Below are 22,257 nucleotides of genomic sequence, written 5' to 3' on the forward strand. Positions count from 1 at the left end.
GGGGTTCAGCCTGTCTCTTTTGGGCTATCTCCATCGTCCGAGGTCTCTATGTCCCGCATTCTGCTGCTTGCCAATCTCAACTGTGATCATGTGCTCTCCCTCTCCGAACCGCTGGTGGCGGGGGCCCGGCTGCAATATGTGGATCAGGGGCGCAGGCTCGGCGGTGGCGCTGCCAACACCGGCATCGGGCTGGTGTGGGCGGGTCACGAGGTGACTATCGCCTCCCGTATCGGGCTGGACGAGACCGGCGACTGGCTGCTGGAGCAGGCGGCCGGTTACGGGCTGGATTGCAGCCATGTGGAACGCTTTGGCGGCGAGACCGGCGAGCTGCTGATCCTGGTGGACTCCACTGGCGAGCGCACCATACTGCGCCGCCCGCGGCGTCCCGACCTGCCCGGCGATCTGCCGCTGGAGGGGGTGGATTGCCTCTATGTGAACTATCCCGGTACCGCCATCATCAGTTACATGCGCCAGATGCTCGGCAAGAGCTTCGTGGTAGCCCAGTATCCCAAGGGCGGCCAAGCGCGCCGTCCCTGCCATGTGCTGGTAGCCTCCCGCTCCGATCTCGGCGAGGTGAGCGACCCCTGGCAGCATGCCCGCCAGCTGGCGGGGGAGCAGCTCGAATGGCTGGTGTTGACTGAGGGCAAGGCGGGGGCGGTGGCCATCCATGGTGACGAGCAGATCCGGGTCGCCGCTCGGCCGGTCTCGGTGGTCGATACTACGGGGGCTGGGGATGCTTTCGCCGGCGGATTGATCCATGGTCTGGCGCGGGGCATGGCGATCAAGGATGCGTTGCAGTGCGCGGTGGACTGGGGGGCGTTTGCCGTCGCCTCCGAGAGCTCCATTCCCTCGGTCGCGCTGAAAAACTGGCTGAAACAGCCCCACTGAACCATCTCTTTGACGGTCGATTGAGGAGCGGTTCGCGGGCCATATGGCTGCTGGTCGAAGGGGCTTGGCTAAGGGGACTATTCGGGAGATTTACCCGCCATAAAGCGGGCAAACGCCGGGCTAACCCGGCAAGTTTGCGATCAATCAAAGAAAGTGTCGATTTATGTGCATCTTCATCGACACCCGGTTGTGCTGCTCTTAACCTGTCACTCCGCAACTCAGATTAAGAGACAGGCCCCCTCTGGCGAACCAATGGGCAAACAGAGGCAAACCGGTTGTCTCCTGCCTCTTAGCTCAATGTTGTCGTCCTGATTCCTGGCTTGTAGTAAGAGGCAAGTGCGACCATGCAACTGACACGATTTACCGACTACGCCCTGCGTACCCTGACCTTCCTGGCGGTTCAGCCGGGGGATCGTCTGTCGACCATTACCGAAGTGGCCGATACCTTCGGCATCTCTCGCAACCACGTGGTCAAAATTGTGCACCAGCTTGGCATCAAGGGGTACATCGAGACGGTGCGCGGCAAGCACGGTGGCATCCGCCTCGGTCGCTCGGCGGTCTCCATCAATTTGCGGGATGTGGTGATGGACATGGAGCATGTGCTCTGTCCGGTCGATTGCAAGCGCGAGAACTGCCGTCTCTCCGGTGGCTGCCGTATTCAGGGCATTCTGCGCCGCGCCATGAACGCCTTCCTCGAAGTGCTGGGTGAGTACACTCTGGCTGATGCGGTGCGCGATCCCAATCGTCTCTGCCACCTGCTGGGTATCGAGCAAGAGACTATTGTGACCATGGCCTGACGGGGCGTGGAATATCGAACAAGATGTGAAAGGGGCCTGATGGCCCCTTTTGCTTTTGTACGCAGGTGGTTTTTAACGACTGCCTGGCTGGCGGATCAGGGTGATGGCGCCGTGCAGGCAGGCGAGGCCACAGGCACCGCAGCCATTGCAGGCATCCATATTGACGTTGATGCCGTCGGCGGTGGCCTTGATCGCTTGTTGTGGGCAGGCATCTTCACAGAGCAGGCAGTAGAAGCCCTGCCGAGCCTGACAGCTCTCTTCAATCTGCACCCGGGTCTGCACCTGACGGCCCAGTTGCAGGTCGAGGGCGCCGGTGGGACAGGCTCTGGCGCAGCTGCCACAGTAGCTGCACTGGCCGCAGGCGAGATCGAGTACCGGGGTACCGGCGATGGGGCTCCCCTCGTACTCCTCCTGGGTGGCCGGTTTGAGCAGACCGCGCGGGCAGGCCTTGAAACACTCGCCACAGCGGGTGCAGAGGGAGAGGTACTGGGACTCCTCGATGGCCCATGGCGGGCGCGCTTCATGGCAAACCACGGCGGGCTTGCGGGAAGCTTGCCAACCTTGTGTCAGCCAACGGAGGAAATAGTGAGTCATGCTCGCCCCTGATACCTATTAGGGGTTAATTTTATCGAAGTTTCGGGAAGCAGGCCAGAGAATAGCGGCCGTCAGGATCGCAAGCTCAGTTGCCCTTGTGTAAGCTAGGCGGGTCTTTTTACGTGGTTGAATGAAATCATATGTGGCTATTTCTCTGGCGTGCGTCCCTGCTCTATGTCTTTCCCCTGCTGATGTGGGCCTACTGCCGCATCAAGGATATCGAGTTCGCCGAGCTCGATACCGGCGTCAACACCCACAAGTGGGTGGTGCTGGCCGCCTACCTCATCTACGTGGTGCTCTGGATCCTGGTTAACCGCTATCTCGAACTCTTCCTGCGTCAGCGGAGCCGCAAATGATCGACCCCGGGCTCTGGGGGATCTTGCTGCCTGCCGCCGTGCTGGCCCTCGGACTGGGCTGGCTGATCGGGCGGCGGGCCGCCACGGCGCAGGCTCAGGAGCTGATGCTGGCGCAGGAGCGTTATCAGGCGCTGCAGGATCGCTTCGACGAGTTGCAGGATGAGCGGATGCAGGGCCAGCAGAAGCTGGATCAGCAGCAGACCCTGCTCATCAAGCTCACCGCCCGCCTCAAGGATGCGGAAGCGACCCTGCGCAGCGAACGGTTGGCCGCCGCTGAGAAGCTGCAACTGCAACAGGAGGCGGAGCAGCGCCTCAGCCAGCAGTTCGAGAACCTCGCCAACCGGATCTTCGAGCAAAACTCCGGCAACTTCCGCGAATTGAACCAGAACAGCCTCGATCTGCTGCTCACCCCGCTAAAAGAGCAGCTCGAGGGCTTTCGTCGTCAGGTAGGCGAGACCCACGCCCAGGAGACGGCCCAGCGCCACAGCCTCAAGTTCGAACTGGAGCGCCTCGCCGAGCTCAATGCCCGCATGACCGAGGAGGCGGCAGCGCTAACCCGCGCCCTCAAGGGTGACAGCAAGCAGCAGGGCAACTGGGGTGAAGTGGTGCTGGCACGGATCCTCAGCGAATGCGGCCTGCGCGAGGGCCACGAGTACCACACCCAGGTCAATATTGAGGTGGAGAAGGGCAAGCGCTACCAGCCCGACGTGATTGTCCACCTGCCGCAGGAGAAGGACATCATCATCGACGCCAAGGTGTCGCTGACCGCCTACGAGCGCTGGTACAACGCCGATGACGAGCTGGAGAAGGCGGTGGCGCTCAAGGAGCACGTCGCCTCGGTGCGCAACCATATCCGCGAGCTGGGCCGCAAGGATTACCAGCAGCTGCCCGGGGTGCGCACCCTCGACTATGTGCTGATGTTCGTGGCGGTGGAGCCCGCCTTCCTCACCGCGATGGAGGCCGATCCCTCGCTAGTGCGTTACGGTCTCGACAACAACATCCTGCTGGTGAGCCCCACCAATCTCATGGTGGCGCTGCGCACCATCGAGAACCTGTGGCGCTACGAGCGGCAGAACCAGAATGCCCGCCAGATTGCCGAACGGGCCGGTCGCCTCTACGAAAAGCTGCGGCTGTTTGTCGAGGAGATGCAGCAGATGGGCGGCAGCCTGCACAAGGCGCAGGAGAGCTACGACAAGGCGATGGGACGGCTGGTCAACGGCCGTGGCAACCTGATTGCGCAGGTCGAGCGTTTCCGCGAGTTGGGGGTGGAGGTGACCAAGAGCCTGCCCGAGCCGCTAGTGGAACGGGCGCTGGAGCGCGACAAGGAGCTGGAGTAGTTTTTCCCCTTACAGCCATCAGCAAAAGGCCCAAACCCGGTTTGGGCCTTTTGCTATCTGCCAGCTGGCCCAGTGCTTACCCATCATCAGAAATCCGCAAAGCAAACGGCCCACCGAAGTGAGCCGTTTTTATTTGCAGTGCCGTTGTGGATCAGCGGCTGGCTGCGCGGGCGCTCAGTTCGGCTTTCTCGCTATCGCTCAGGAAGGCCAGGGTCAGGCCGTTCTGCTGGGCGGTGCGGATTTCGCTGGCGGTCATGCCAGCGGCCGGAGCGGCCACCTCATATTCGTGCGGCAAGTCGATCCCTTCCACCGCCGGATCGTCGGTGTTGAGGCAGGCCAGCACGCCAGCGGCCAGGAACTGGCGGATCGGGTGTTCGGTCAGGCTCGCCACCGTGGTGGTCTGGACGTTGGAGGTGAGGCAGGATTCGATGCCGATGCGGTGCTCGGCCAGATAGGCCATCAGGGCCGGATCCTGAATCGCTTTGACACCGTGGCCGATACGCTCGGCGCCCAGCTCGCGAATGGCTTGCCACATGCTCTCGGGGCCGGCGGCTTCACCGGCGTGTACGGTGACGTGCATGCCTGCATCGCGCACCTTGCGGAAGTGGTCGACAAAGAGTTCGCCCGGGAAGCCCAGCTCGTCACCGGCCAGATCGATGGCGACCAGCTTGTCGCGGTGGGCCAGACAGGCGGCCAGCTCCTGATTGCACTGCTTGGTGCCGAAGGTGCGGCTCATGATGCCGATCAGGTTGGTCTTGATGCCGAAGTCGCGGCTGCCCGCGGCCACGCCGTCGATGATGGCTTCCACCACACCCTGCGGGTGCAGCTTGTGTGCCATCGCCATATAGGCCGGGCTGAAGCGCAGTTCGGCATAGTCGATACCGGCGCGCAGCAGATCTTCCACGTTCTCGTAGGCGACCCGGCGGCAGGCATCATAGTCGGCCAGCACGGCCACACCCCAGTCCAGCTTCTTCAGGAAGGCGACCAGGCTCGGCTCGTTCTCGACAATCTGTACGTGGGGGCGCAGCGCCTCCAGCTCGAAGGCGGGCAGCGGGATATTGTGTTGGCGACCCAGCTCGAGGATGGTTTGCGGGCGGATGTTGCCGTCCAGATGGCGGTGCAGGTCGGTCAGGGGGAGAGATCTGTCAATCATGGGGGCGCCCTCGTCGAGTCAGGTTTGAAAGCCTGCCATTCTAGGCGGGGCTTTCAAAAAAGATACCCCGTTTATGGTTAAACGGGGTTCTGGCGGGCGGTGATTTGTCAGGGCGTGATGGGAATCGTTTTTCCCCGGGACTCAGGAGAGATCGAGTTCCTTCAGCTTGCGGGTGAGGGTGTTGCGACCCCAGCCAAGCAGACGTGCCGCCTCCTGCTTGTGGCCGTGGGTGTGTTCCAGCGCCGTCTCCAGCATGATCCGCTCGAACTGGGGCATGGCATCGGCCAGGATGTCTGTCTCTCCCAGCGCCAGCTTGCTGGCCACCCACTCTTGCAATTGCTGTTGCCAGCAACCGGGCATCGCCGGTTGGCCCGGTTCGGCGTTGTGGGTGATGGGGGTGAGCAGCTCGGCAGGCAGGTCGCCGACCAGCACTTCTTGCCCGGAGGCCATCACGGTAAGCCAGCGGCAGACGTTCTCCAGCTGGCGCACGTTGCCCGGCCAGGGCAGGCGGCTGATATAGGCCTGGGTATCCGGGTGCAGGCTCTTGGCCTCGACGTTCAGCTCTTTGGCTGCGCGCAGCAGGAAGTGACGGGCCAGCTGGGGGATATCCTCACGGCGCTCCTTGAGGGCGGGGATGTGGATGCGGATGACGTTGAGGCGGTGGAACAGATCCTCGCGAAACTCGCCATCGGCGACCCGTTTCTCCAGATTCTGGTGGGTGGCGGCGATGATCCGTACATCCACCTGCACCGGCTGGTGGCCACCGACCCGGTAGAACTGGCCATCGGCCAATACCCGCAGCAGCCGGGTCTGCACATCCAGCGGCATGTCGCCGATCTCGTCGAGAAACAGGGTGCCGCCGTCGGCCTGCTCGAAGCGGCCGTGGCGGATGTTGTTGGCGCCGGTAAAGGCCCCCTTCTCGTGACCGAACAGCTCGGATTCGATGAGATCTTTGGGGATGGCAGCCATGTTGAGGGCGATAAAGTTCTTGTGGGCGCGCGGGCTGTGCTTGTGCAGCGCATGGGCGACCAGCTCCTTGCCGGTACCGCTCTGGCCGTTGATCAGTACCGAGATGCTGGAGCGCGACAGGCGGCCGATGGCACGGAACACCTCCTGCATCGCTGGTGCTTCACCGATGATCTCCGGGGTGGCTGTAGCCTCTTGCTGGCGAGACTTGCGCTTGGTGCGCTGCTCCTTGAGGTGATTCTCGGCGCGGCGCACCAGGGTCACTGCTTCGTCGATATCGAACGGTTTGGGCAAGTACTCGAAGGCGCCGCGCTGGTAGGCGTTGACCGCGCTGTCGAGATCCGAGTGGGCGGTCATGATGATGATGGGCAGATCGGCCTGACGGCGGTGGATCTGCTCCAGCAGGCTCAGGCCGTCGATGCCCGGCATCCGGATATCGGAGAGGATCACATCGGGCGAGCGCAGCTCAAGGGCGTGCAGCAGGGCTTCGCCATCGGCAAAGCTCTCGCAGTTGAAGCCTTCGCTGCCGAGAGTGCGCTCCAGCACCCAGCGGATAGAACTGTCGTCATCGACGATCCACACTTTGGCGGTCATGGGGTTCCCTTACTTGCGAAGCGGTAGAAAAATGGTGAATTCGGTGTGACCCGGCCAGCTGATGCAGTCAATTCGCCCCTTGTGCTGGTCGATCAGGTTCTGGGCGATGGAGAGGCCGAGCCCGGTTCCCCCCTCCTTGCCGGTGATCATGGGATAGAACAGGGTGTCGCGAATGGCATCGGGAATGCCGGGGCCGTTGTCGATGATCTTGATCTCCGCTGCCAGCCGGTAGCGCTGGCCGTGGATGGTGATCTGGAATGCAGTGCGGGTTTTGATACGGATAAGCCCGGTCTGATCGCCCAGTGCTTCGGCGGCGTTGCGCACTATGTTGAGAAACGCCTGCTGCAGCTGATCCGGCTCCATCTCGAATTCGGGGATGCTGGGATCGTAATCCCGCTCGATGCGAACAGTGGGCGGCAGCTCCAGCTCTACCAGTCGGCGTACCTGCTCCAGCACCGAATGGACATTGTGCATCTGGTGGCGGCCGGGGCGCTGGGGGCCGAGCAGCCGATCGACCAGTACCCGCAGCCTGTCAGCCTGTTCGATGATGATGCCGGTATATTCGCGCAGCGCCGGATCCGGCAGCTCTTTTTGCAGCAACTGCGCCGCGCCGCGCAGGCCGCCGAGGGGATTCTTGATTTCGTGGGCCAGCCCGCGCACCAGCTCCTTGGCCGCCAGCTGCTGGGCATGTTGCTGCTGTTCCTGGCTGATCTTCTTCTGCTGGTCGATCTTGCGCAGCTCCACTACCAACAGACGTTGTTCGTGGTCGGCCATCGGGGTCGCGCTCAGTTCCACCAGTCGCGGTTCTCCCTCTACCACCAGAGTCACTTCGCTATCGGTAAAGCCTTGCCCTGACACGAGGCACTGCTTGAGCCGCTGCAAATCGAGGGAGATATGTTCCAGCAGATGGGGCAGTTCGATGCCGATCAGCCTGCGTTCACTGAGGGAGAGCAGCTGTTCAGCCGCCGGGTTGACGAACTGGATGCAGAGCCGCTCATCCATCAGGATCACGGCGGTCAGCAAATTATCCAAGAGTGTTTTGGCGTTATCCGAGCGGGTTGGCACAGGTTTCTCCCTAAAACGGTGCTACACACCTGTTATGCACCGATATGGTGCATAGAGTTTACCCGCATCGGTGCGCTATATCACCCCTAGTCGGCTTTGGGGGTGGGTTTGGGAGCCGGCGTCACGCTCGCTCTATGCAGGTAAAAGGTGACTGCACTGGATTTAGCAAGGATCGTACCGTCTTTGGCGAGCAGCTCGAGTTGAGCCTCGTGGGCGCCGCGATCGACGTTTTCGACGCGGACAGAGAGACTGTTGCTGACGATGGGGGCAGCTTTGCCATCCAGGGTCAGGCGCACATCATACTGGGTCGGAGGTTTGGGGCTGATGGTGCCCTGAAAGACGATGTTGCCTGTGTTGTCGCGCAGGGTGCTGCCCTGTTCCGGGGAGAGCAGTTCGATGGTCAGCTTGGCCGCCTCTTTCTCTTTCTTGGCATCGGCGCCGGTCAGGCTGTTGAAGTTATCCACCTGCACCGATCTGGGCGCGCTGCTGCCCAGCAGCGGGGCGACCCGCAGATCGACCTCTTTGGCGTTTTTTCCGGGGGGGGGCGCATCCGAGTAGTGGGTGATGCCATTGCCATCGACCCAGGAGTAGACCTTGGCCGCGTCCGCAGAGAACGAGGTCAGCAACAGGAGGCTGAGTACCCCTATGCCATGCTTGTTGTTCATCCATCTCTCCTTGACGGTATTTTGCTTAATCCTATCAGAGAAAAAACCCGCCAGATGGCGGGTTTTGTCACGATTAAGCAAGCTGACCAGATTTAAACGGATAGTCTGCTGAGACTTAGACGGATTAGACGGAGTAGTACAGTTCGAACTCCAGCGGGTGCGGAGTCATGCGCACACGGTCAACATCCTGCTGTTTCAGTTCCAGATAGGAGTTGATGAAGTCATCGCTGAACACGCCGCCACGGGTCAGGAACTCGCGATCAGCATCCAGAGCGGCCAGGGCTTCGTCCAGAGAACCGGCAACGGTCGGCACTTCTGCGGCTTCTTCCGGCGGCAGGTCGTACAAGTTCTTGTCCATGGCATCGCCCGGATGGATCTTGTTGATGATACCGTCCAGACCGGCCATCAGCTGGGCTGCGAAGGCCAGGTAGGGGTTGGCAGCCGGATCCGGGAAGCGCACTTCGATACGACGGGCTTTCGGGCTCGGTACCACCGGGATACGGATGGAGGCAGAGCGGTTGCGGGCAGAGTAGGCCAGCATGACCGGTGCTTCATAACCCGGAACCAGACGCTTGTAGGAGTTGGTGGTCGGGTTGGCGAAGGCGTTGATGGCCTTGGCGTGCTTGATGATACCGCCGATGTAGTGCAGAGCCATCTCGGACAGACCGCCATACAGGTCACCAGCGAACAGGTTGACGCCGTTCTTGGCCAGAGACTGGTGGCAGTGCATGCCGGAGCCGTTGTCACCGAACATGGGTTTCGGCATGAAGGTAACGGTCTTGTTGTAGGCGTGGGCCACGTTGTGGATCACGTACTTCAGTACCTGCACTTCGTCAGCTTTCAGCGTAAGAGTGTTGAAGCGGGTTGCGATTTCGTTCTGACCGGCAGTGGCCACTTCGTGGTGGTGAGCTTCAACGACCTGGCCCATCTCTTCCAGCACCAGACACATGGCGGCGCGGATATCCTGGGAGGAGTCGACCGGTGCAACCGGGAAGTAACCGCCTTTCACGAACGGACGGTGACCCTTGTTGCCATGCTCATAGGCAGTGCCGGAGTTCCATGCGGCTTCTTCAGATTCGATTTTCACGAAGCTGTGGCCCATGGTGTTGGAGAAGGTAATGTTGTCGAACATGAAGAATTCCGGCTCCGGCCCGAACAGCACGGTGTCAGCGATGCCGCTGGACTTCAGGAAATCTTCTGCACGTTTGGCGATGGAGCGCGGATCGCGATCGTAGCCCTGCATGGTGGCAGGCTCCAGCACGTCACAAACGATGTTCAGAGTGGTCTCTTCGGTGAACGGGTCCAGCTTGGCGGAGGCTGCGTCCGGCATCAGTACCATGTCGGATTCGTTGATGCCCTTCCAGCCGCCGATGGAGGAACCATCGAACATCTTGCCGTCTTCGAAGAAATCTTCATCAACCTGGTGAGCAGGGATGGATACATGCTGCTCTTTACCCTTGGTGTCGGTAAAGCGCAGATCAACAAACTTGACTTCGTGTTCCTGGATCAGGGCCAAAACGTTCTGGGCTGACATGCTAAGTAACCTCCGGTGTTAAAACTCTCTGGGTGAATGCGTCGTCGTATTCACATAAGCCAGTATCGTGCCAAGTTTGTGACAGCTTGATTTCAGGGCAATCTCGCTGAAGAGGCTCCCCAAAATCAGGCGATCTCGACTCGCGTTGCATCAATTTAGTGCGATGGTGGATCGTTTTGGTGCACTGTAATGGTGCGCGAAATACGGTCACTGCCCATCTAAGCAGGGTTTGTCAGAGAGGTCTATGATCCAGATCTGTTGTTATGCGCGAATGTACTGCAATTCTGCTAGGCAGATCACAAAGGCAAGAGTACAATTAGCGCCCAATTTTACCCGGTGATTGAGGCGAGAATGTTAGAGAATTTACGCAATATTGCGATTATTGCGCACGTTGACCACGGCAAAACGACTCTGGTTGATAAGCTGCTGCAGCAGTCCGGCACCCTGGACCGCTCCACGGAAGGCCAGGAACGGATCATGGACTCCAATGATCTGGAACGGGAACGTGGCATCACCATTCTCGCCAAGAACACTGCGATCCGCTGGAATGACTACCGCATCAACATCGTTGATACCCCGGGTCACGCCGACTTCGGTGGTGAAGTAGAGCGCGTACTGTCCATGGTTGACTCCGTGCTGCTGCTGGTTGACGCCGTAGACGGCCCGATGCCGCAAACCCGTTTCGTGACCCAGAAAGCGTTCGCTCAGGGTCTGAAGCCGATCGTGGTCATCAACAAGGTTGACCGTCCGGGTGCTCGTCCTGACTGGGTAATGGATCAGGTATTCGACCTGTTCGACAACCTGGGCGCGACTGACGAACAGCTGGATTTCAAAGTTGTTTACGCCTCTGCACTGAACGGTTGGGCCACCATGGATCAGGACGTCGAGTCCGAAAACATGGAGCCGCTGTTCCAGGCTATCGTTGACAACGTTGAAGCGCCGAAGGCTGATGCCGAAGGTGGTTTCCAGATGCAGATCTCCCAGCTGGACTACAACTCCTACGTGGGCGTTATCGGTATCGGCCGTATCACCCGTGGTCGCGTCAAGACCAACCAGCAAGTCACCATCGTTGGTGCTGACGGCAAGACCCGTAACGGTAAAGTCGGTCAGGTGCTGGGTTACCTGGGTCTGTCCCGTACTGAAGTTACCGACGCGCAAGCGGGTGACATCATCGCTATCACCGGTCTGGGCGAGCTGAAAATCTCCGACACCATCTGTGACAACGGTGCCGTTGAAGCCCTGCCGCCGCTCTCTGTTGACGAGCCGACCGTGAACATGACCTTCCAGGTCAACACCTCACCGTTCGCCGGTAAAGAGGGCAAGTTCGTGACCTCCCGTAACATTCTGGAGCGTCTGAACCAGGAGCTGGTCCACAACGTGGCCCTGCGCGTTGAAGAGACTGATGATCCGGACAAGTTCCGTGTATCCGGTCGTGGTGAGCTGCACCTCTCCATCCTGATCGAAAACATGCGTCGCGAAGGTTACGAACTGGCTGTGTCCCGTCCGGAAGTAATCCTGCGTACCGTTGATGGCGTTCTGCAAGAACCGTTCGAAACCGTAACTGTGGACGTTGAAGAAGCGCACCAGGGTTCCGTGATGGAGCAACTGGGTCTGCGTAAAGGCGAAATGACCAACATGACCCCGGATGGCAAGGGTCGTGTCCGTCTGGACTTCATGATCCCGAGCCGTGGCCTGATCGGTTTCCAGACCGAATTCATGACCATGACCTCAGGTACCGGTCTGCTGTACCACACCTTCGACCACTACGGTCCGCACAAGGGTGGCAGCATCGGCGAGCGTCAGAATGGTGTGCTGATCTCCAACGCTACCGGTAAAGCACTGACTTACGCCCTGTTCGGTCTGCAAGACCGTGGTCGTCTGTTCATCGGTCACGCGACTGAAGTGTACGAAGGCCAGGTGATCGGTATTCACTCCCGTTCCAACGACCTGACTGTTAACTGTCTGAAAGGCAAACAGCTGACCAACATGCGTGCCTCCGGTACCGACGAAGCTCAAGTGCTGACTCCGCCGATCCGCATGACTCTGGAACAGGCTCTCGAGTTCATCGATAACGACGAACTGGTAGAAGTGACTCCGAAGAACATCCGTATCCGCAAGAAATTGCTGACCGAGCTGGATCGCAAGCGCTCTGGCCGTGGTTAATGCCATGCGCTGAGTCTCGGCAGCCCTTGCGGCCGCTGACGGTTCACTGATAAACGGACCCAAACCTCTGGTTTGGGTCCGTTTTTTTATGCTTGTGATCCGCTATGGCCATCCTGATGAGCTCGTTCAGGCTATCCGGTAATGGGGCTGATGAGCGTTGAGCGAAGGTCGTGGGGATGGGTGAGATAAAAAAGCCGCAGCGGGTGGCCGCTGCGGCTTTTTGCTGGCTTGCAGTGAGGGATTACTGGCGCCAGAAGGAGGGGAAGAAGAGCACGGCGACCGTCAGGATCTCCAGTCGTCCCAGCAGCATGCCGAATGACAACAGCCATTTGGCCGATTCCGGCAGGCTGGCAAAGTTGGTGCTGGGGCCGACCACCGGGCCCATGCCCGGGCCAACGTTGGCAACGGCGGTGATGGAGCTGGATATGGCTGTCAGGGGGTCAAGCCCGATGGCGCCCAACAGTGCAGCTATCACCAGAATGATGGCGAAGTAGGCCAGTACGAAGGAGATCATCGAGCGGATGATGGCGTCATTGACCGTCCGGCCGTTGTACTTCTGGGGGAATACGGCAGAGGGGTGCATCAGCTGGCGCATCTGCTTTCTGAACAGGGCAAACGCCACCTGTACCCGGAAGATCTTGAGGCCGCCCGCAGTGGAGCCGGAGCAGGCCCCAAGAGCCAGCAGCACGATGAAGACGATGCTGGCGAGCGGCCCCCAGGTGCCGAAGTCACCAAGGCCGTAGCCGGTGGTGGTGAGCACCGAGACGATGTTGAAGCAGCTGATGCGCAGGGCATCCCAGAAGCCGAACAGGTCTCTCTCCCACAGATAGAAGGTCATGATGACGGTGACCCACACCACCAGCCAGAAGAAGCCGCGCACCTGGGCATCCTTGAACAGGCTGTAGTCCCTGTGGTTGAGGCTTTGCACATAGAGCAGGAAGGGCAGGCCGCCGAGGAACATGAACAGGGTGCCAATCCAGTGTGCCGAGTTGGAGAAGTGGGACATGGATTGATCGGAGGTGGAGTAGCCGCCGGTACTGAGAGTTGTCATGGCGTGGTTGATCGCCTCGAACATGTTCATGCCGCTGGCCCAGTAGGCCATGAAGCAGAGCATGGAAAGCACCAGATAGACCACGACGATGTTGTTGGCCACCGTCTTGGCCCGCGGGGCGCTTTTGTCTGACCAGTCCGAGCTCTCGGTCTGGAACAGCTTCATGCCGCCAACGTTGAGGTAGGGCAGCACGGCTACCGCCATCACGATAAAGCCGACCCCGCCCAGCCACTGCAGGATGGATCGCCACAACAGGATGCTGTGGGCCATGTTGTCGAGGCCGGAGAGAACGGTGGAGCCCGTGGTCGTTACCCCCGACATGGTCTCGAAGTAGGCGTCGGTAAAGTTGATGTGGGTGATGAAAACAAAAGGCAGGGCGCCGAAGGCGCAGGCCACCACCCAGACCGAGGTGGTGAGCAGGAACATCTCCCGCACCCCCAGATGAAACACCGCCTTGCGACCATAGTGGAGGCAGAGCAGGGCGGCGCCGTGGGTGATCAGCACGGACTTGAGAAACTCGACAAATCCCTCTGACCCGGTGAGCAGTGCCAGCAAGGTGGGCAGCCACATGAAGAGCGCCAGCTTGGAGAGCACCAGCCCGAGGGTGAAGATAATGGGACGCAGCTTGATCATGTTCGATAACCTGGTCGTTGATTAACAAAAGACCCGGACCATCCCCTTGGGGGAGCTGAACCGGGTCTGGTTTGACAGCCTGTGCGCATGAAGACGTTACAGGAAGAAGGGGCTTGGCTGGAACAGCCGCTCCACTTCCGGGATGTACTTCTTGTCCACCAGGAACATGACCACGTGGTCATCCTGCAGGATCTTGGTGCGATCGTGAGCGATCAGCACCTCATCTCCGCGCACTACGGCACCTATGGTGGTGCCCGGCGGCAGCTTGAGCTCGCCCACCGTCTTGCCGACCACCTTGGAGGTGTTCTCGTCACCGTGGGCAATCGCCTCGATCGCCTCGGCCGCGCCGCGGCGCAGGCTGTAGACGTTGGCGATATCGGCCCGGCGCACGTGTGTCAGCAGGGCCGAGATGGTGGCCTGCTGGGGCGAGATGGCGATATCGATAGAGCCACCCTGCACCAGATCGACGTAGGCGCCGCGCTGGATCAGCACCATGGTCTTCTTGGCCCCCATCTTCTTGGCGAGCAGGGCCGACATGATGTTGGCCTCATCCTCGTTGGTCACTGCGATGAAGACATCGATCTGGTCGATGTGCTCCTCGGCCAGCAGCTCCTGATCCGCCGCATCGCCGCAGAAGACGATGGTGTTCTCCAGCAGTTCGGAGAGCTGCTCCGCCCGCTTCTGGTTGCGCTCGATAAGCTTGACGCTGTAGCGCTTCTCCAGCTGGCGGGCTAGGCCTGCGCCGATGTTGCCACCACCGACGATCATGATGCGGCGGTAGGGGCTCTCGAGGCGCTGCAGCTCCGACATCACGGCACGGATATGGCCCGCCGCCGCCACGAAGAAGACCTCGTCATCCGCTTCGATGATGGTGGTGCCTTGCGGGCGGATCGGGCGGCCCTGACGGAAGATGGCCGCTACCCGGGTCTCGATGTTGGGCATATGCTCGCGCAGGGTGGAGAGGGCGTTGCCCACCAGCGGGCCACCGTAGTAGGCCTTGACTGCTACCAGACCGACGCGGCCACCTGCAAAATCAACTACTTGCAGGGCGCCCGGGTATTCGATCAAGCGACGCACATAGTCGGTCACCAACTGCTCCGGCGCGATCAGGTGATCCACCGGCACCGATTCGGGCAGGAACAGGCGATCCCGTTCGGTCAGATAGGCTGGCGAGCGGATCCGCGCCACCTTGTTCGGGGTGTTGAACAGGGAGTAGGCCACCTGACAGGCGATCATGTTGGTCTCGTCACTGTTGGTGACGGCGACCAGCATGTCGGCATCCTGAGCCCCCGCTTCGCGCAGCACCTTGGGGTGGGCGCCGTGACCGTTGACCACCCGCAGGTCAAACTTGTCCTGCAGTTCGCGCAGGCGTTCGCTGTCGGTGTCGACGATGGTGATGTCGTTGTTCTCCCCAGCCAGGTTCTCGGCCAGGGTGCCGCCGACCTGGCCGGCTCCCAAAATGATGATTTTCATAGGGAACGTCTACTCACGTTGAGGCAGTAAAGAGGCATTTCGCCTGCATGGCGATTGCCCCGGAAGAAGCATGTCAGCGTCACAGCTTGACCAGCTTGGCGTAGTAGAAGCCATCCATCTCGGCTTCACCCGGCAGGAACTGGCGACCCGGGCAGTCTGGGGTGTCCTGTTCGTGCAATGGCACCAATTTGGCATCTTTGGCCGCGGCAAGGAAGGCGCGGATCTGTTCGCGGTTCTCTTCCGGCAATACGGAGCAGGTGGCGTAGAGCAGGGTACCGCCGCTTTTCAGCTTGCCCCAGAGGGCGTTCAGAATACGGCGCTGCAGCTCGGCCAGCTCGCGGATGTCCTGATCACGGCGCAACCACTTGATGTCTGGGTGGCGGCGGATGACACCGGTGGCGGAGCAGGGAGCATCCAGCAGGATGCGGTCGAACTGACCCTCCGGCCACCACTGTTCCGGTGCCGCCGCATCGCCGTGGATCACCTTGGCGGTCAGGCCGATGCGATCCAGGTTCTCCTGCACCCGCTTGAGGCGGTTTTCATCGGCATCGACGGCAACCACGCCAGCCAGCTTGGGCTGACGCTCCAGCAGGTGGGCAGTCTTGCCGCCGGGGGCCGCGCAGGCATCCAGCACCCACTCGCCCGGTTGTGGGTCGAGCAGTGCCGCGGCCTGTTGTGCGGCACCATCCTGTACCGAGCAGTCACCCACTTCGAAGCCGGGCAGCTTGGTCACATCGCAAGGACGCTCCAGCAGGATGCAATCCTCGCCCTCTTCACCGGCCACGGCATTGATGCCGGCTTCGGCCATGCGAGCCAGCATGGCATCGCGGCTCTGGCGCTGGCTGTTGTTGCGGATCCACATGGGGGGACGCTGGTTGTTCGCCTCCATGATGAATTCCCACTCATCGTGATAGGCCTGACGCAGGCGCTTGGTGAGCCACTCCGGATGACCGAGGCGAATGCTGGGAACACGGTCGATACGCAGCAGAATGACTTCGGCGCTGCGCTGGAAGTTGCGCAGCACGCCGTTGATGAGGCCACGCAGGGAGGTGCCCTTGAGCAGTTTGACGGCGTTGACGGTCTCGGCCACCGCGGCGTGAGCCGGAATGCGGGTGTAGATGAGCTGATAGAGACCGACCAGGATGAGGTAGTGGAAAATGCGGCTCTTGTTTTTGAGCGGCTTGTCCATCATCTCGTTGACTGCCGCATCGAGGCGGGGCAGCCAGCGCAGGGTGCCGTAGCAGAGTTCTTGCAGGAGAGCGCGGTCGCGAGGTGCAACCTTCTCCTGGGCAGCAGGCAGAACAGCGGAGAGGGATTGACCCTGATCCAGCACCTGTTGAATAACGAGAGCGGCCTGTGCACGTGTTTTCATAGAGTTACCTTAGATGCGCAAGTCGGGGCCTGGGCCCCGCTTGTGTCAATTCAATCCAGTTCAATTCAATTGCGTGCCGGGTTCAAACCAGTCGCGGCGAGAGTTGAGCAGATCCGAAACGGACATCGCCTTCTTGCCGGGCGGTTGCAGGGTCAGCAGGCGCAGCACCCCTTTGCCGGTAGCGATATCGATCCCCTGCTTGTCGGCCTTGAGCAGGGTGCCGGCGGGTTGGCCGTGGTCGCTGTCAATGACGGCTGCTTGCCATACCTTGACGGTCTGGTCAGCCACTTCAAACCAGCTGATGGGCCAGGGGTTGAACGAGCGGATGCAGCGTTCGATGGCAACCGCCTCCATCGACCAGTCGATACGGGCCTCTTCTTTGGAGAGCTTTTCGGCGTAGTTTGCCTGCGCATCATCTTGTGCCTCGGCAGCGGTTTCACCGGCGGCCATGGCATTGATGGTGTCGACCAGTGCTTGCGGGCCCAGCTCGGCCAATTTGTCATAGAGGCTGGCGGAGGTCTCGTCGGCGGCGATGGGGCAGGTCACTTTGCGGATCATGGCGCCGGTATCCAGCCCCACATCCATCTGCATGATGGTGACACCGGTTTCGGCATCGCCCGCCCAGATAGAGCGCTGGATCGGTGCCGCGCCGCGCCAGCGGGGCAGCAGGGAGCCATGGACGTTGATGCAGCCCAGCCGCGGGGTATCGAGCACCACCTTTGGCAGGATCAGGCCATAGGCCACCACCACCATCAGGTCGGCACCCAGTGCAGCAAGCTCGGCCTGCGCCTCTTCCTTGCGCAGAGAGGCAGGTTGGTAAACCGGCAGGTTGTGGGCCTGTGCCAGCTCTTTGACCGGGCTGGCGGTGAGCTTATGGCCACGGCCAGCAGGCTTGTCAGGCTGGGTATAAACGGCAACGACCTCGTGGTCGGAAGACAACAACGCCGCCAGGTGACGGGCGGCGAAGTCGGGAGTACCGGCAAAAATCAGTTTCAGCTTATTCAATGGGGCAGATCCTCAGAGGACTTTGCGATCTTCACGGGCCATCTTTTCCAGCTTCTGGCGAATGCGCTGGCGCTTGAGCGGGGACAAGTAATCCACAAACAGCTTGCCGACCAGATGATCCATCTCATGCTGGATGCAGATGGCGAGCAGATCGTCGGCTTCCAGCTCGAACGGCTTGCCGTTGCGATCTAAAGCGCGGATTTTGATCTGTTCGGCGCGAGGCACCAGAGCACGGCTGCCGGGCACGGAGAGGCAACCCTCTTCAATGCCGGTGCTGCCGCACTGCTCGATGACCTCCGGATTGATCAATACCAGAGGATCTTCACGGTTTTCAGAGACATCGATCACTATGATGCGCTGGTGAATGTCGACTTGAGTCGCGGCCAGGCCAATGCCTTCCTCCGCGTACATGGTTTCGAACATATCATCTACAATCTGTTGTAACTCGGGTGTAAAGGTCTCGACAGGGGCTGCAACGGTGCGCAGGCGCTCATCGGGAAAACGCAATACATCTAGAATGGCCATAGTTTTTTCTTTAGTTTCGTATAAATGCAGTCAATATTGGCGTAATTCTAGTCATTTACGCCGACAAAAAACAGCAACACTTTGCGTACAGAAGTAACAGGGAGTGTTATGTATCTGAAGCAAACCATCCTCGCCTGCCTGCTGGTGACAGTGAGTCAGGCAGCACTGGCCGATCAGCTGAGGCTGAAAGCGGGTTACCCCGAAAGCTATGTAGTGCAAAAAGGCGACACCCTGTGGGATATCTCCGGCAAGTATCTTTCCGAACCCTGGCTCTGGCCCCGTCTCTGGAACATCAATCCGCAGATAGCCAATCCTCACTGGATCTACCCCGGTGATGTACTGCATCTGAGCTGGGTCAATGGTGAACCCCGGCTCGGCAAGGCGATGCAGGGTAGCAAGCAAGTTATCCGTCTCGGCCCGAAAACCCGTTACGAAAACAAAGCCAACCCCATTCCGACGCTGCCTATCAGCGAGATCGGCCCCTTCCTGCAAACCGACCATATTCTGGCTGACAGCCAGCAGCAGAAAACCTTGCCCTATCTGCTGGGGTCGGATCAGAAACATATCGGCATGCTGGAGGGGGACACCCTCTATGTGCAGGGCTCCCTGACTCCGGGGCAGGTTTATGGCATTTATCACCCCGGAGTGGTCTACAAGGATCGCGAAACTGGTGAACTGCTGGGCCAGGAGGCGATCTTTGCCGGTGTGGTGCGGGCCGTTGCGCGTCTTGATGGCGATCGGACCGAGGTGATGCTGACTCATAACCAGCGCGAAGTGCTGCAGGGCGACAAGGTGATGCCGCTGCCCGCTCAGGAGAACATGCCCGCCGTCTTCACACCGAAAGCGGCACCTGCCATCACGCCGGGCTATATCATCGATTTGCCGAACAAGACCCGGGGCGGTGGCAAGTTTGATGTGGTGCTGATCAACCGGGGTGGCCGCGATCAACTGGTCGCCGGGGATGTACTGGATGTCAGACGGCCCGGTGCTGCTCTGGTCACCAAGAATGGCGATGTACAGTACAAGGAACTCTCGTCGGTTTTTAACCGGGTGTTTTACAGCAGTAACAAGAAGGCACCACTGCCCTCTGAAGCGATTGCCCGTGTCATGTTGTTCAAGGTGTATGACAAGCTGAGTTACGGTCTCATCATGCAGAGTAACGACATGGTGAGTGCGGGCTATCAGGTCACTCACTTCTGACGTGAACTACCCCGACGCGCGTCTGGCGCTTTGGCTAACTCTCGATGCGGTCACCGGTATCGGTCCGGTGACCGCTGCACGTCTGTTGGAACGGGCTGGGGGAAGTATTGAGGCCCTGTTTCAGAGCGATGAAGCGCAACTGCATGGTATGGGGTTGTCGTCAGAGCAGATCAAACAACTGCGCTGGCCCTCGCCGGTGGTTGAGCAGAGCCTGGCTTGGGCTGCTTTGCCTGACAATCTCCTTATTCCGCAAGATCACCCGGTTTATCCACCCTTGTTACGGGAAATTCCCGCGGCCCCCCTGTTGCTCTACTGTCGTGGAGATCTTGCTGCGCTGTCGCTACCCCAGCTGGCAATGGTGGGGACACGCCATCCTACCTATGCAGGTAAAGATAATGCGTCCCGCCTCTGTAGCGAGCTGGTTGGATGCGGGTTAGCCATCACCTCGGGTCTTGCGCTCGGTATCGATGGTGTTTGCCATCACCAAGCGCTGGCTTGTGGCGGTATCACCCTTGCCGTGTTGGGTTCCGGGCTGGATTGCCTCTACCCCAAACGCCATCAGGGGCTGGCAGGACAGATTCTGGAGAGTGGTGGTTTGCTTATCTCCGAGCTGGCGCCGGATAAAGGGCCGCTGGCTGAACATTTTCCTCGTCGCAACCGTATTATCAGTGGTCTGTCGCTGGGAACTCTGGTGGTGGAGGCGACCGAGCAGAGCGGTTCGCTGATCACCGCTCGCTATGCGCTTGAACAGGGGCGCGAAGTGTTTGCGGTACCCGGCGCCCCGCAAAATGCCCAGGCTATAGGGTGCAACAGATTAATTCAGCAGGGGGCCAAACTTGTGCTGAGTGCTGCCGATATAGTGGAAGAGCTGCCAGAGTGGGTCGCACGGCCACATTCGTCGGTCATACCATCTGAGCAACCGAATAATAGCGAATTGCCTTATGCCGATTTGTTGGATAACGTAGATTATGAGACCACGAGCGTGGATACCGTTGCCGAGCGGGCCCAGCTTCCTGTCGAAGTGGTATTGGGCAGGTTGGTAGAGCTGGAGCTGGCCGGTGCAGTGATGGCGGTAGCCGGTGGATATGTCAGAGCGAGGAGGGCGAATCATGTTTGATGTATTGATGTACCTTTTCGAGACCTACATCCACAGCGATGCAGATGTGATGGTCGAGCAGGATGAGCTCACCGACGAGTTGAGCCGGGCCGGTTTCGATAAAGAAGAGATCGACAAGGCGCTCGACTGGCTGGAGCGACTGGCCAATCTGCACGATAGCGAGCGGGAGGTCTATGTCACCGCCAGTGCGCAAGGCTCGATGCGTATCTATGCTCCGCAAGAGCTGGCACGCCTCAGCACCGAGTGCCGCGGCTTCCTGCTCTTTCTGGAACAGGCCCAGGTGCTGAATGCCGAAACCCGCGAGATCTGTATCGAGCGCCTGCTCGAGCTGGACAAGCCGGATATCGAGCTGGATGACCTGAAGTGGGTCGTCATGATGGTGCTGTTCAACGTACCGGGCAGTGAAAATGCCTACCAGCAGATGGAAGAGCTGGTGTTTGATGAGTCAGACGGCGTCATTCACTGACAGTCCGGTGCCGCGCTGGTAGAATTCAGGCCATCTGGATTTCAAGGCGCGGCCCATGTCAAAAATCGATCATCACCTCTTTTCAGCCCACGAACATGCCTTCGAGCGCGAGCCGTGCCCGCAGTGCGGGGCCGAGCTGGTGATCCGCCAGGGCAAACATGGCCCCTTTCTCGGCTGTTCTGCCTATCCTGCCTGTGATTACATTCGCTCCCTGACGCTATCCGGCCGCGACATCGAAAAGGTGCTCGAAGGCTCTGCCTGTCCCGAGTGCGGACAGCCGCTGGCGATCAAAAAGGGGCGTTACGGCTTGTTTGTCGGCTGCACCCAGTATCCGGCCTGTCAGCACATCGAATCCCTGCAGGAGAGCGATGATACCCAGATCCTCTGCCCCGAGTGCGGCAAGGGTCATCTGGTGAGCCGCACCTCCCGCTACGGCAAGCAGTTTTACTCCTGTGATGGCTATCCACACTGCAAATATGTGGTGAACGACAAGCCGATCCCCATGCTTTGTCCCGCGTGTGGTTGGGGCATCATGGTAGAGAAAAAAGTGAGGGGAACTCTGCGTTGGGTCTGTCCGCAAAAGAAATGCGGCCACCAAAGTGAGCAGGTATAATCCGGCCGCCGCAACCGGATTGAAACGTTTTCGGTGAACTTCAACCCCCCACTTGGAGTAAGGAAATTCCCACCATGAATAAACCCTTTGTTGCCGTATTGATGGGCTCTGATTCTGATTTCCCCGTGATGCAAACCACCCTCGAGGTGCTCAAGTCATTTGATATCGCAGTGGAAGTCAAAGTCACCTCCGCGCACCGCACGCCGGCTGCGACCCATCAGTATGTGACCGATGCCGAGGCCCGTGGCTGCAAGGTCTTTATCTGTGCTGCCGGTCTGGCGGCGCATTTGGCGGGTGCCGTAGCCGGCATCACGACTCGTCCCGTGATCGGGGTGCCCATCGATGGTGGCCCGCTTAAGGGGCTGGATGCGCTGCTCTCTACCGTGCAGATGCCGGGTGGTGTACCGGTGGCGACCGTGGCGATCGGCAAAGCCGGTGCCAAGAACGCAGGTTATCTGGCAGCCCAGATGCTGGCAGTAGCCGATGATGAACTGGCGGCCAAGGTTCGGGCCGAACGCCAGAAGAATGCCGAAGAGGTGATGGCCAAGGATGCCGCCCTGCAGGCTCAACTCAAGTAAGTGAATAGGTGGCGATCCGGATGTGTCGTATTTTTCCTGTGCTACAGCAAAACGTCACTTTGTTGTGGTCGCCGCCGTATGGATTCAACTTGCTACTAAGTGACGAGGCGGC

General features: G+C 59.9%; 21 protein-coding genes. 10 read left to right on the forward strand and 11 right to left on the reverse strand.

From position 1 onward, the window contains the following. Positions 1-48: 48 nt before the first annotated feature. Positions 49-888 carry a PfkB family carbohydrate kinase gene (locus tag AB5Y99_RS17140; RefSeq protein ID WP_005339652.1) on the forward strand — a complete coding sequence of 280 codons (840 nt, stop codon included), beginning with the start codon at positions 49-51 and terminating at the stop codon, positions 886-888. 344 nt (positions 889-1,232) lie between these two features. Next, positions 1,233-1,685, forward strand: coding sequence for an Rrf2 family transcriptional regulator (locus AB5Y99_RS17145; protein ID WP_005339654.1), 453 nt, complete (start codon positions 1,233-1,235; stop codon positions 1,683-1,685). A gap of 72 nt (positions 1,686-1,757) precedes the next feature. Here the strand turns inward: AB5Y99_RS17145 and AB5Y99_RS17150 are convergent, their stop codons facing one another. Continuing rightward, positions 1,758-2,279: a ferredoxin-type protein NapF gene (locus AB5Y99_RS17150; protein WP_005339657.1), complete on the reverse strand. Its 522-nt coding sequence runs from the start codon at positions 2,277-2,279 to the stop codon at positions 1,758-1,760. A gap of 140 nt (positions 2,280-2,419) precedes the next feature. Here AB5Y99_RS17150 and AB5Y99_RS17155 point away from each other — a divergent pair, with 140 nt between their 5' ends. Both AB5Y99_RS17155 and rmuC read left to right on the forward strand, forming a co-directional pair. Then, positions 2,420-2,635 carry a hypothetical protein gene (locus tag AB5Y99_RS17155; RefSeq protein WP_005339659.1) on the forward strand — a complete coding sequence of 72 codons (216 nt, stop codon included), beginning with the start codon at positions 2,420-2,422 and terminating at the stop codon, positions 2,633-2,635. Next, positions 2,632-3,972 carry a DNA recombination protein RmuC gene (rmuC, locus tag AB5Y99_RS17160; protein WP_368210265.1) on the forward strand — a complete coding sequence of 447 codons (1,341 nt, stop codon included), beginning with the start codon at positions 2,632-2,634 and terminating at the stop codon, positions 3,970-3,972. Before AB5Y99_RS17155 ends, rmuC begins: the two co-directional genes overlap by 4 nt. A gap of 151 nt (positions 3,973-4,123) precedes the next feature. Here rmuC and add read toward each other — a convergent pair whose 3' ends face one another. The 5 genes from add to glnA form a co-directional block, all read right to left on the reverse strand. Then, complete coding sequence (gene add / locus AB5Y99_RS17165; protein ID WP_181269829.1) at positions 4,124-5,125, reverse strand: adenosine deaminase; 1,002 nt, start codon at positions 5,123-5,125, stop codon at positions 4,124-4,126. A gap of 141 nt (positions 5,126-5,266) precedes the next feature. After that, on the reverse strand, positions 5,267-6,685 hold the full coding sequence (gene glnG / locus AB5Y99_RS17170; protein WP_005356200.1) for a nitrogen regulation protein NR(I): 1,419 nt from the start codon (positions 6,683-6,685) through the stop codon (positions 5,267-5,269). A gap of 9 nt (positions 6,686-6,694) precedes the next feature. Continuing rightward, positions 6,695-7,750 (reverse strand): nitrogen regulation protein NR(II), encoded by a 1,056-nt coding sequence (gene glnL, locus AB5Y99_RS17175; protein ID WP_005341973.1) that lies wholly within the window; start codon positions 7,748-7,750, stop codon positions 6,695-6,697. Between the two features lie 86 nt (positions 7,751-7,836). Beyond that, entirely contained in the window at positions 7,837-8,415 is a 579-nt protein-coding gene (locus AB5Y99_RS17180; protein WP_204481847.1) for a DUF4124 domain-containing protein, read from the reverse strand. Positions 8,416-8,539: 124 nt separating this feature from the next. Further along, positions 8,540-9,949: a glutamate--ammonia ligase gene (gene glnA, locus AB5Y99_RS17185; RefSeq protein ID WP_005339672.1), complete on the reverse strand. Its 1,410-nt coding sequence runs from the start codon at positions 9,947-9,949 to the stop codon at positions 8,540-8,542. A gap of 351 nt (positions 9,950-10,300) precedes the next feature. Between glnA and typA the strand changes: the two genes are divergently transcribed. Beyond that, positions 10,301-12,112: a translational GTPase TypA gene (gene typA / locus AB5Y99_RS17190; RefSeq protein WP_005339679.1), complete on the forward strand. Its 1,812-nt coding sequence runs from the start codon at positions 10,301-10,303 to the stop codon at positions 12,110-12,112. Positions 12,113-12,353: 241 nt separating this feature from the next. Here the strand turns inward: typA and AB5Y99_RS17195 are convergent, their stop codons facing one another. The 5 genes from AB5Y99_RS17195 to def form a co-directional block, all read right to left on the reverse strand. Then, positions 12,354-13,796 carry a TrkH family potassium uptake protein gene (locus AB5Y99_RS17195; RefSeq protein WP_323893448.1) on the reverse strand — a complete coding sequence of 481 codons (1,443 nt, stop codon included), beginning with the start codon at positions 13,794-13,796 and terminating at the stop codon, positions 12,354-12,356. Positions 13,797-13,892: 96 nt separating this feature from the next. Then, positions 13,893-15,269, reverse strand: coding sequence for a Trk system potassium transporter TrkA (gene trkA, locus AB5Y99_RS17200; protein ID WP_323893445.1), 1,377 nt, complete (start codon positions 15,267-15,269; stop codon positions 13,893-13,895). A gap of 79 nt (positions 15,270-15,348) precedes the next feature. Next, positions 15,349-16,641 carry a 16S rRNA (cytosine(967)-C(5))-methyltransferase RsmB gene (gene rsmB / locus AB5Y99_RS17205; protein WP_323893442.1) on the reverse strand — a complete coding sequence of 431 codons (1,293 nt, stop codon included), beginning with the start codon at positions 16,639-16,641 and terminating at the stop codon, positions 15,349-15,351. 60 nt (positions 16,642-16,701) lie between these two features. Further along, complete coding sequence (fmt, locus tag AB5Y99_RS17210) at positions 16,702-17,646, reverse strand: methionyl-tRNA formyltransferase (RefSeq protein WP_158113507.1); 945 nt, start codon at positions 17,644-17,646, stop codon at positions 16,702-16,704. Positions 17,647-17,658: 12 nt separating this feature from the next. Beyond that, the gene (gene def / locus AB5Y99_RS17215; protein WP_005357510.1) at positions 17,659-18,171 is read right to left on the reverse strand and encodes a peptide deformylase; all 513 of its coding nucleotides are present in this window, start codon (positions 18,169-18,171) and stop codon (positions 17,659-17,661) included. Positions 18,172-18,279: 108 nt separating this feature from the next. Here def and AB5Y99_RS17220 point away from each other — a divergent pair, with 108 nt between their 5' ends. The 5 genes from AB5Y99_RS17220 (at position 18,280) to purE (ending at position 22,145) form a co-directional block, all read left to right on the forward strand. Next, entirely contained in the window at positions 18,280-19,371 is a 1,092-nt protein-coding gene (locus AB5Y99_RS17220) for a LysM peptidoglycan-binding domain-containing protein (RefSeq protein WP_236301819.1), read from the forward strand. A 1-nt stretch (position 19,372) separates the two neighbouring features. Then, positions 19,373-20,488, forward strand: coding sequence for a DNA-processing protein DprA (gene dprA / locus AB5Y99_RS17225; protein ID WP_236301818.1), 1,116 nt, complete (start codon positions 19,373-19,375; stop codon positions 20,486-20,488). Then, entirely contained in the window at positions 20,481-20,954 is a 474-nt protein-coding gene (locus AB5Y99_RS17230; RefSeq protein WP_005339699.1) for a DUF494 family protein, read from the forward strand. The genes dprA and AB5Y99_RS17230 overlap by 8 nt, the downstream gene beginning before the upstream one ends. A gap of 55 nt (positions 20,955-21,009) precedes the next feature. Further along, positions 21,010-21,567, forward strand: coding sequence for a topoisomerase DNA-binding C4 zinc finger domain-containing protein (locus AB5Y99_RS17235; protein WP_368210270.1), 558 nt, complete (start codon positions 21,010-21,012; stop codon positions 21,565-21,567). Positions 21,568-21,641: 74 nt separating this feature from the next. Continuing rightward, a complete protein-coding gene (gene purE / locus AB5Y99_RS17240; protein ID WP_005339704.1) occupies positions 21,642-22,145 on the forward strand; it encodes a 5-(carboxyamino)imidazole ribonucleotide mutase in 504 nt (167 codons plus the stop codon). The last annotated feature ends 112 nt before the right edge of the window (positions 22,146-22,257 follow it).

The organism is Aeromonas sp. R4-2 (assembly GCF_040908295.1).
GTDB classification, from domain to species: Bacteria; Pseudomonadota; Gammaproteobacteria; order Enterobacterales; family Aeromonadaceae; genus Aeromonas; species Aeromonas veronii.

Excerpts from the sequence above, each read along its gene's own strand:
- AB5Y99_RS17140 (WP_005339652.1), top strand. The coding sequence starts at position 49 with ATGTCCCGCATTCTGCTGCTTGCCAATCTCAACTGTGATCATGTGCTC.
- AB5Y99_RS17145 (WP_005339654.1), top strand. The coding sequence starts at position 1,233 with ATGCAACTGACACGATTTACCGACTACGCCCTGCGTACCCTGACCTTC.
- AB5Y99_RS17150 (WP_005339657.1), bottom strand. The coding sequence starts at position 2,279 with ATGACTCACTATTTCCTCCGTTGGCTGACACAAGGTTGGCAAGCTTCC.
- AB5Y99_RS17155 (WP_005339659.1), top strand. The coding sequence starts at position 2,420 with ATGTGGCTATTTCTCTGGCGTGCGTCCCTGCTCTATGTCTTTCCCCTG.
- rmuC (WP_368210265.1), top strand. The coding sequence starts at position 2,632 with ATGATCGACCCCGGGCTCTGGGGGATCTTGCTGCCTGCCGCCGTGCTG.
- add (WP_181269829.1), bottom strand. The coding sequence starts at position 5,125 with ATGATTGACAGATCTCTCCCCCTGACCGACCTGCACCGCCATCTGGAC.
- glnG (WP_005356200.1), bottom strand. The coding sequence starts at position 6,685 with ATGACCGCCAAAGTGTGGATCGTCGATGACGACAGTTCTATCCGCTGG.
- AB5Y99_RS17180 (WP_204481847.1), bottom strand. The coding sequence starts at position 8,415 with ATGAACAACAAGCATGGCATAGGGGTACTCAGCCTCCTGTTGCTGACC.
- glnA (WP_005339672.1), bottom strand. The coding sequence starts at position 9,949 with ATGTCAGCCCAGAACGTTTTGGCCCTGATCCAGGAACACGAAGTCAAG.
- typA (WP_005339679.1), top strand. The coding sequence starts at position 10,301 with ATGTTAGAGAATTTACGCAATATTGCGATTATTGCGCACGTTGACCAC.
- AB5Y99_RS17195 (WP_323893448.1), bottom strand. The coding sequence starts at position 13,796 with ATGATCAAGCTGCGTCCCATTATCTTCACCCTCGGGCTGGTGCTCTCC.
- trkA (WP_323893445.1), bottom strand. The coding sequence starts at position 15,269 with ATGAAAATCATCATTTTGGGAGCCGGCCAGGTCGGCGGCACCCTGGCC.
- rsmB (WP_323893442.1), bottom strand. The coding sequence starts at position 16,641 with ATGAAAACACGTGCACAGGCCGCTCTCGTTATTCAACAGGTGCTGGAT.
- def (WP_005357510.1), bottom strand. The coding sequence starts at position 18,171 with ATGGCCATTCTAGATGTATTGCGTTTTCCCGATGAGCGCCTGCGCACC.
- AB5Y99_RS17220 (WP_236301819.1), top strand. The coding sequence starts at position 18,280 with ATGTATCTGAAGCAAACCATCCTCGCCTGCCTGCTGGTGACAGTGAGT.
- AB5Y99_RS17230 (WP_005339699.1), top strand. The coding sequence starts at position 20,481 with ATGTTTGATGTATTGATGTACCTTTTCGAGACCTACATCCACAGCGAT.
- AB5Y99_RS17235 (WP_368210270.1), top strand. The coding sequence starts at position 21,010 with ATGTCAAAAATCGATCATCACCTCTTTTCAGCCCACGAACATGCCTTC.
- purE (WP_005339704.1), top strand. The coding sequence starts at position 21,642 with ATGAATAAACCCTTTGTTGCCGTATTGATGGGCTCTGATTCTGATTTC.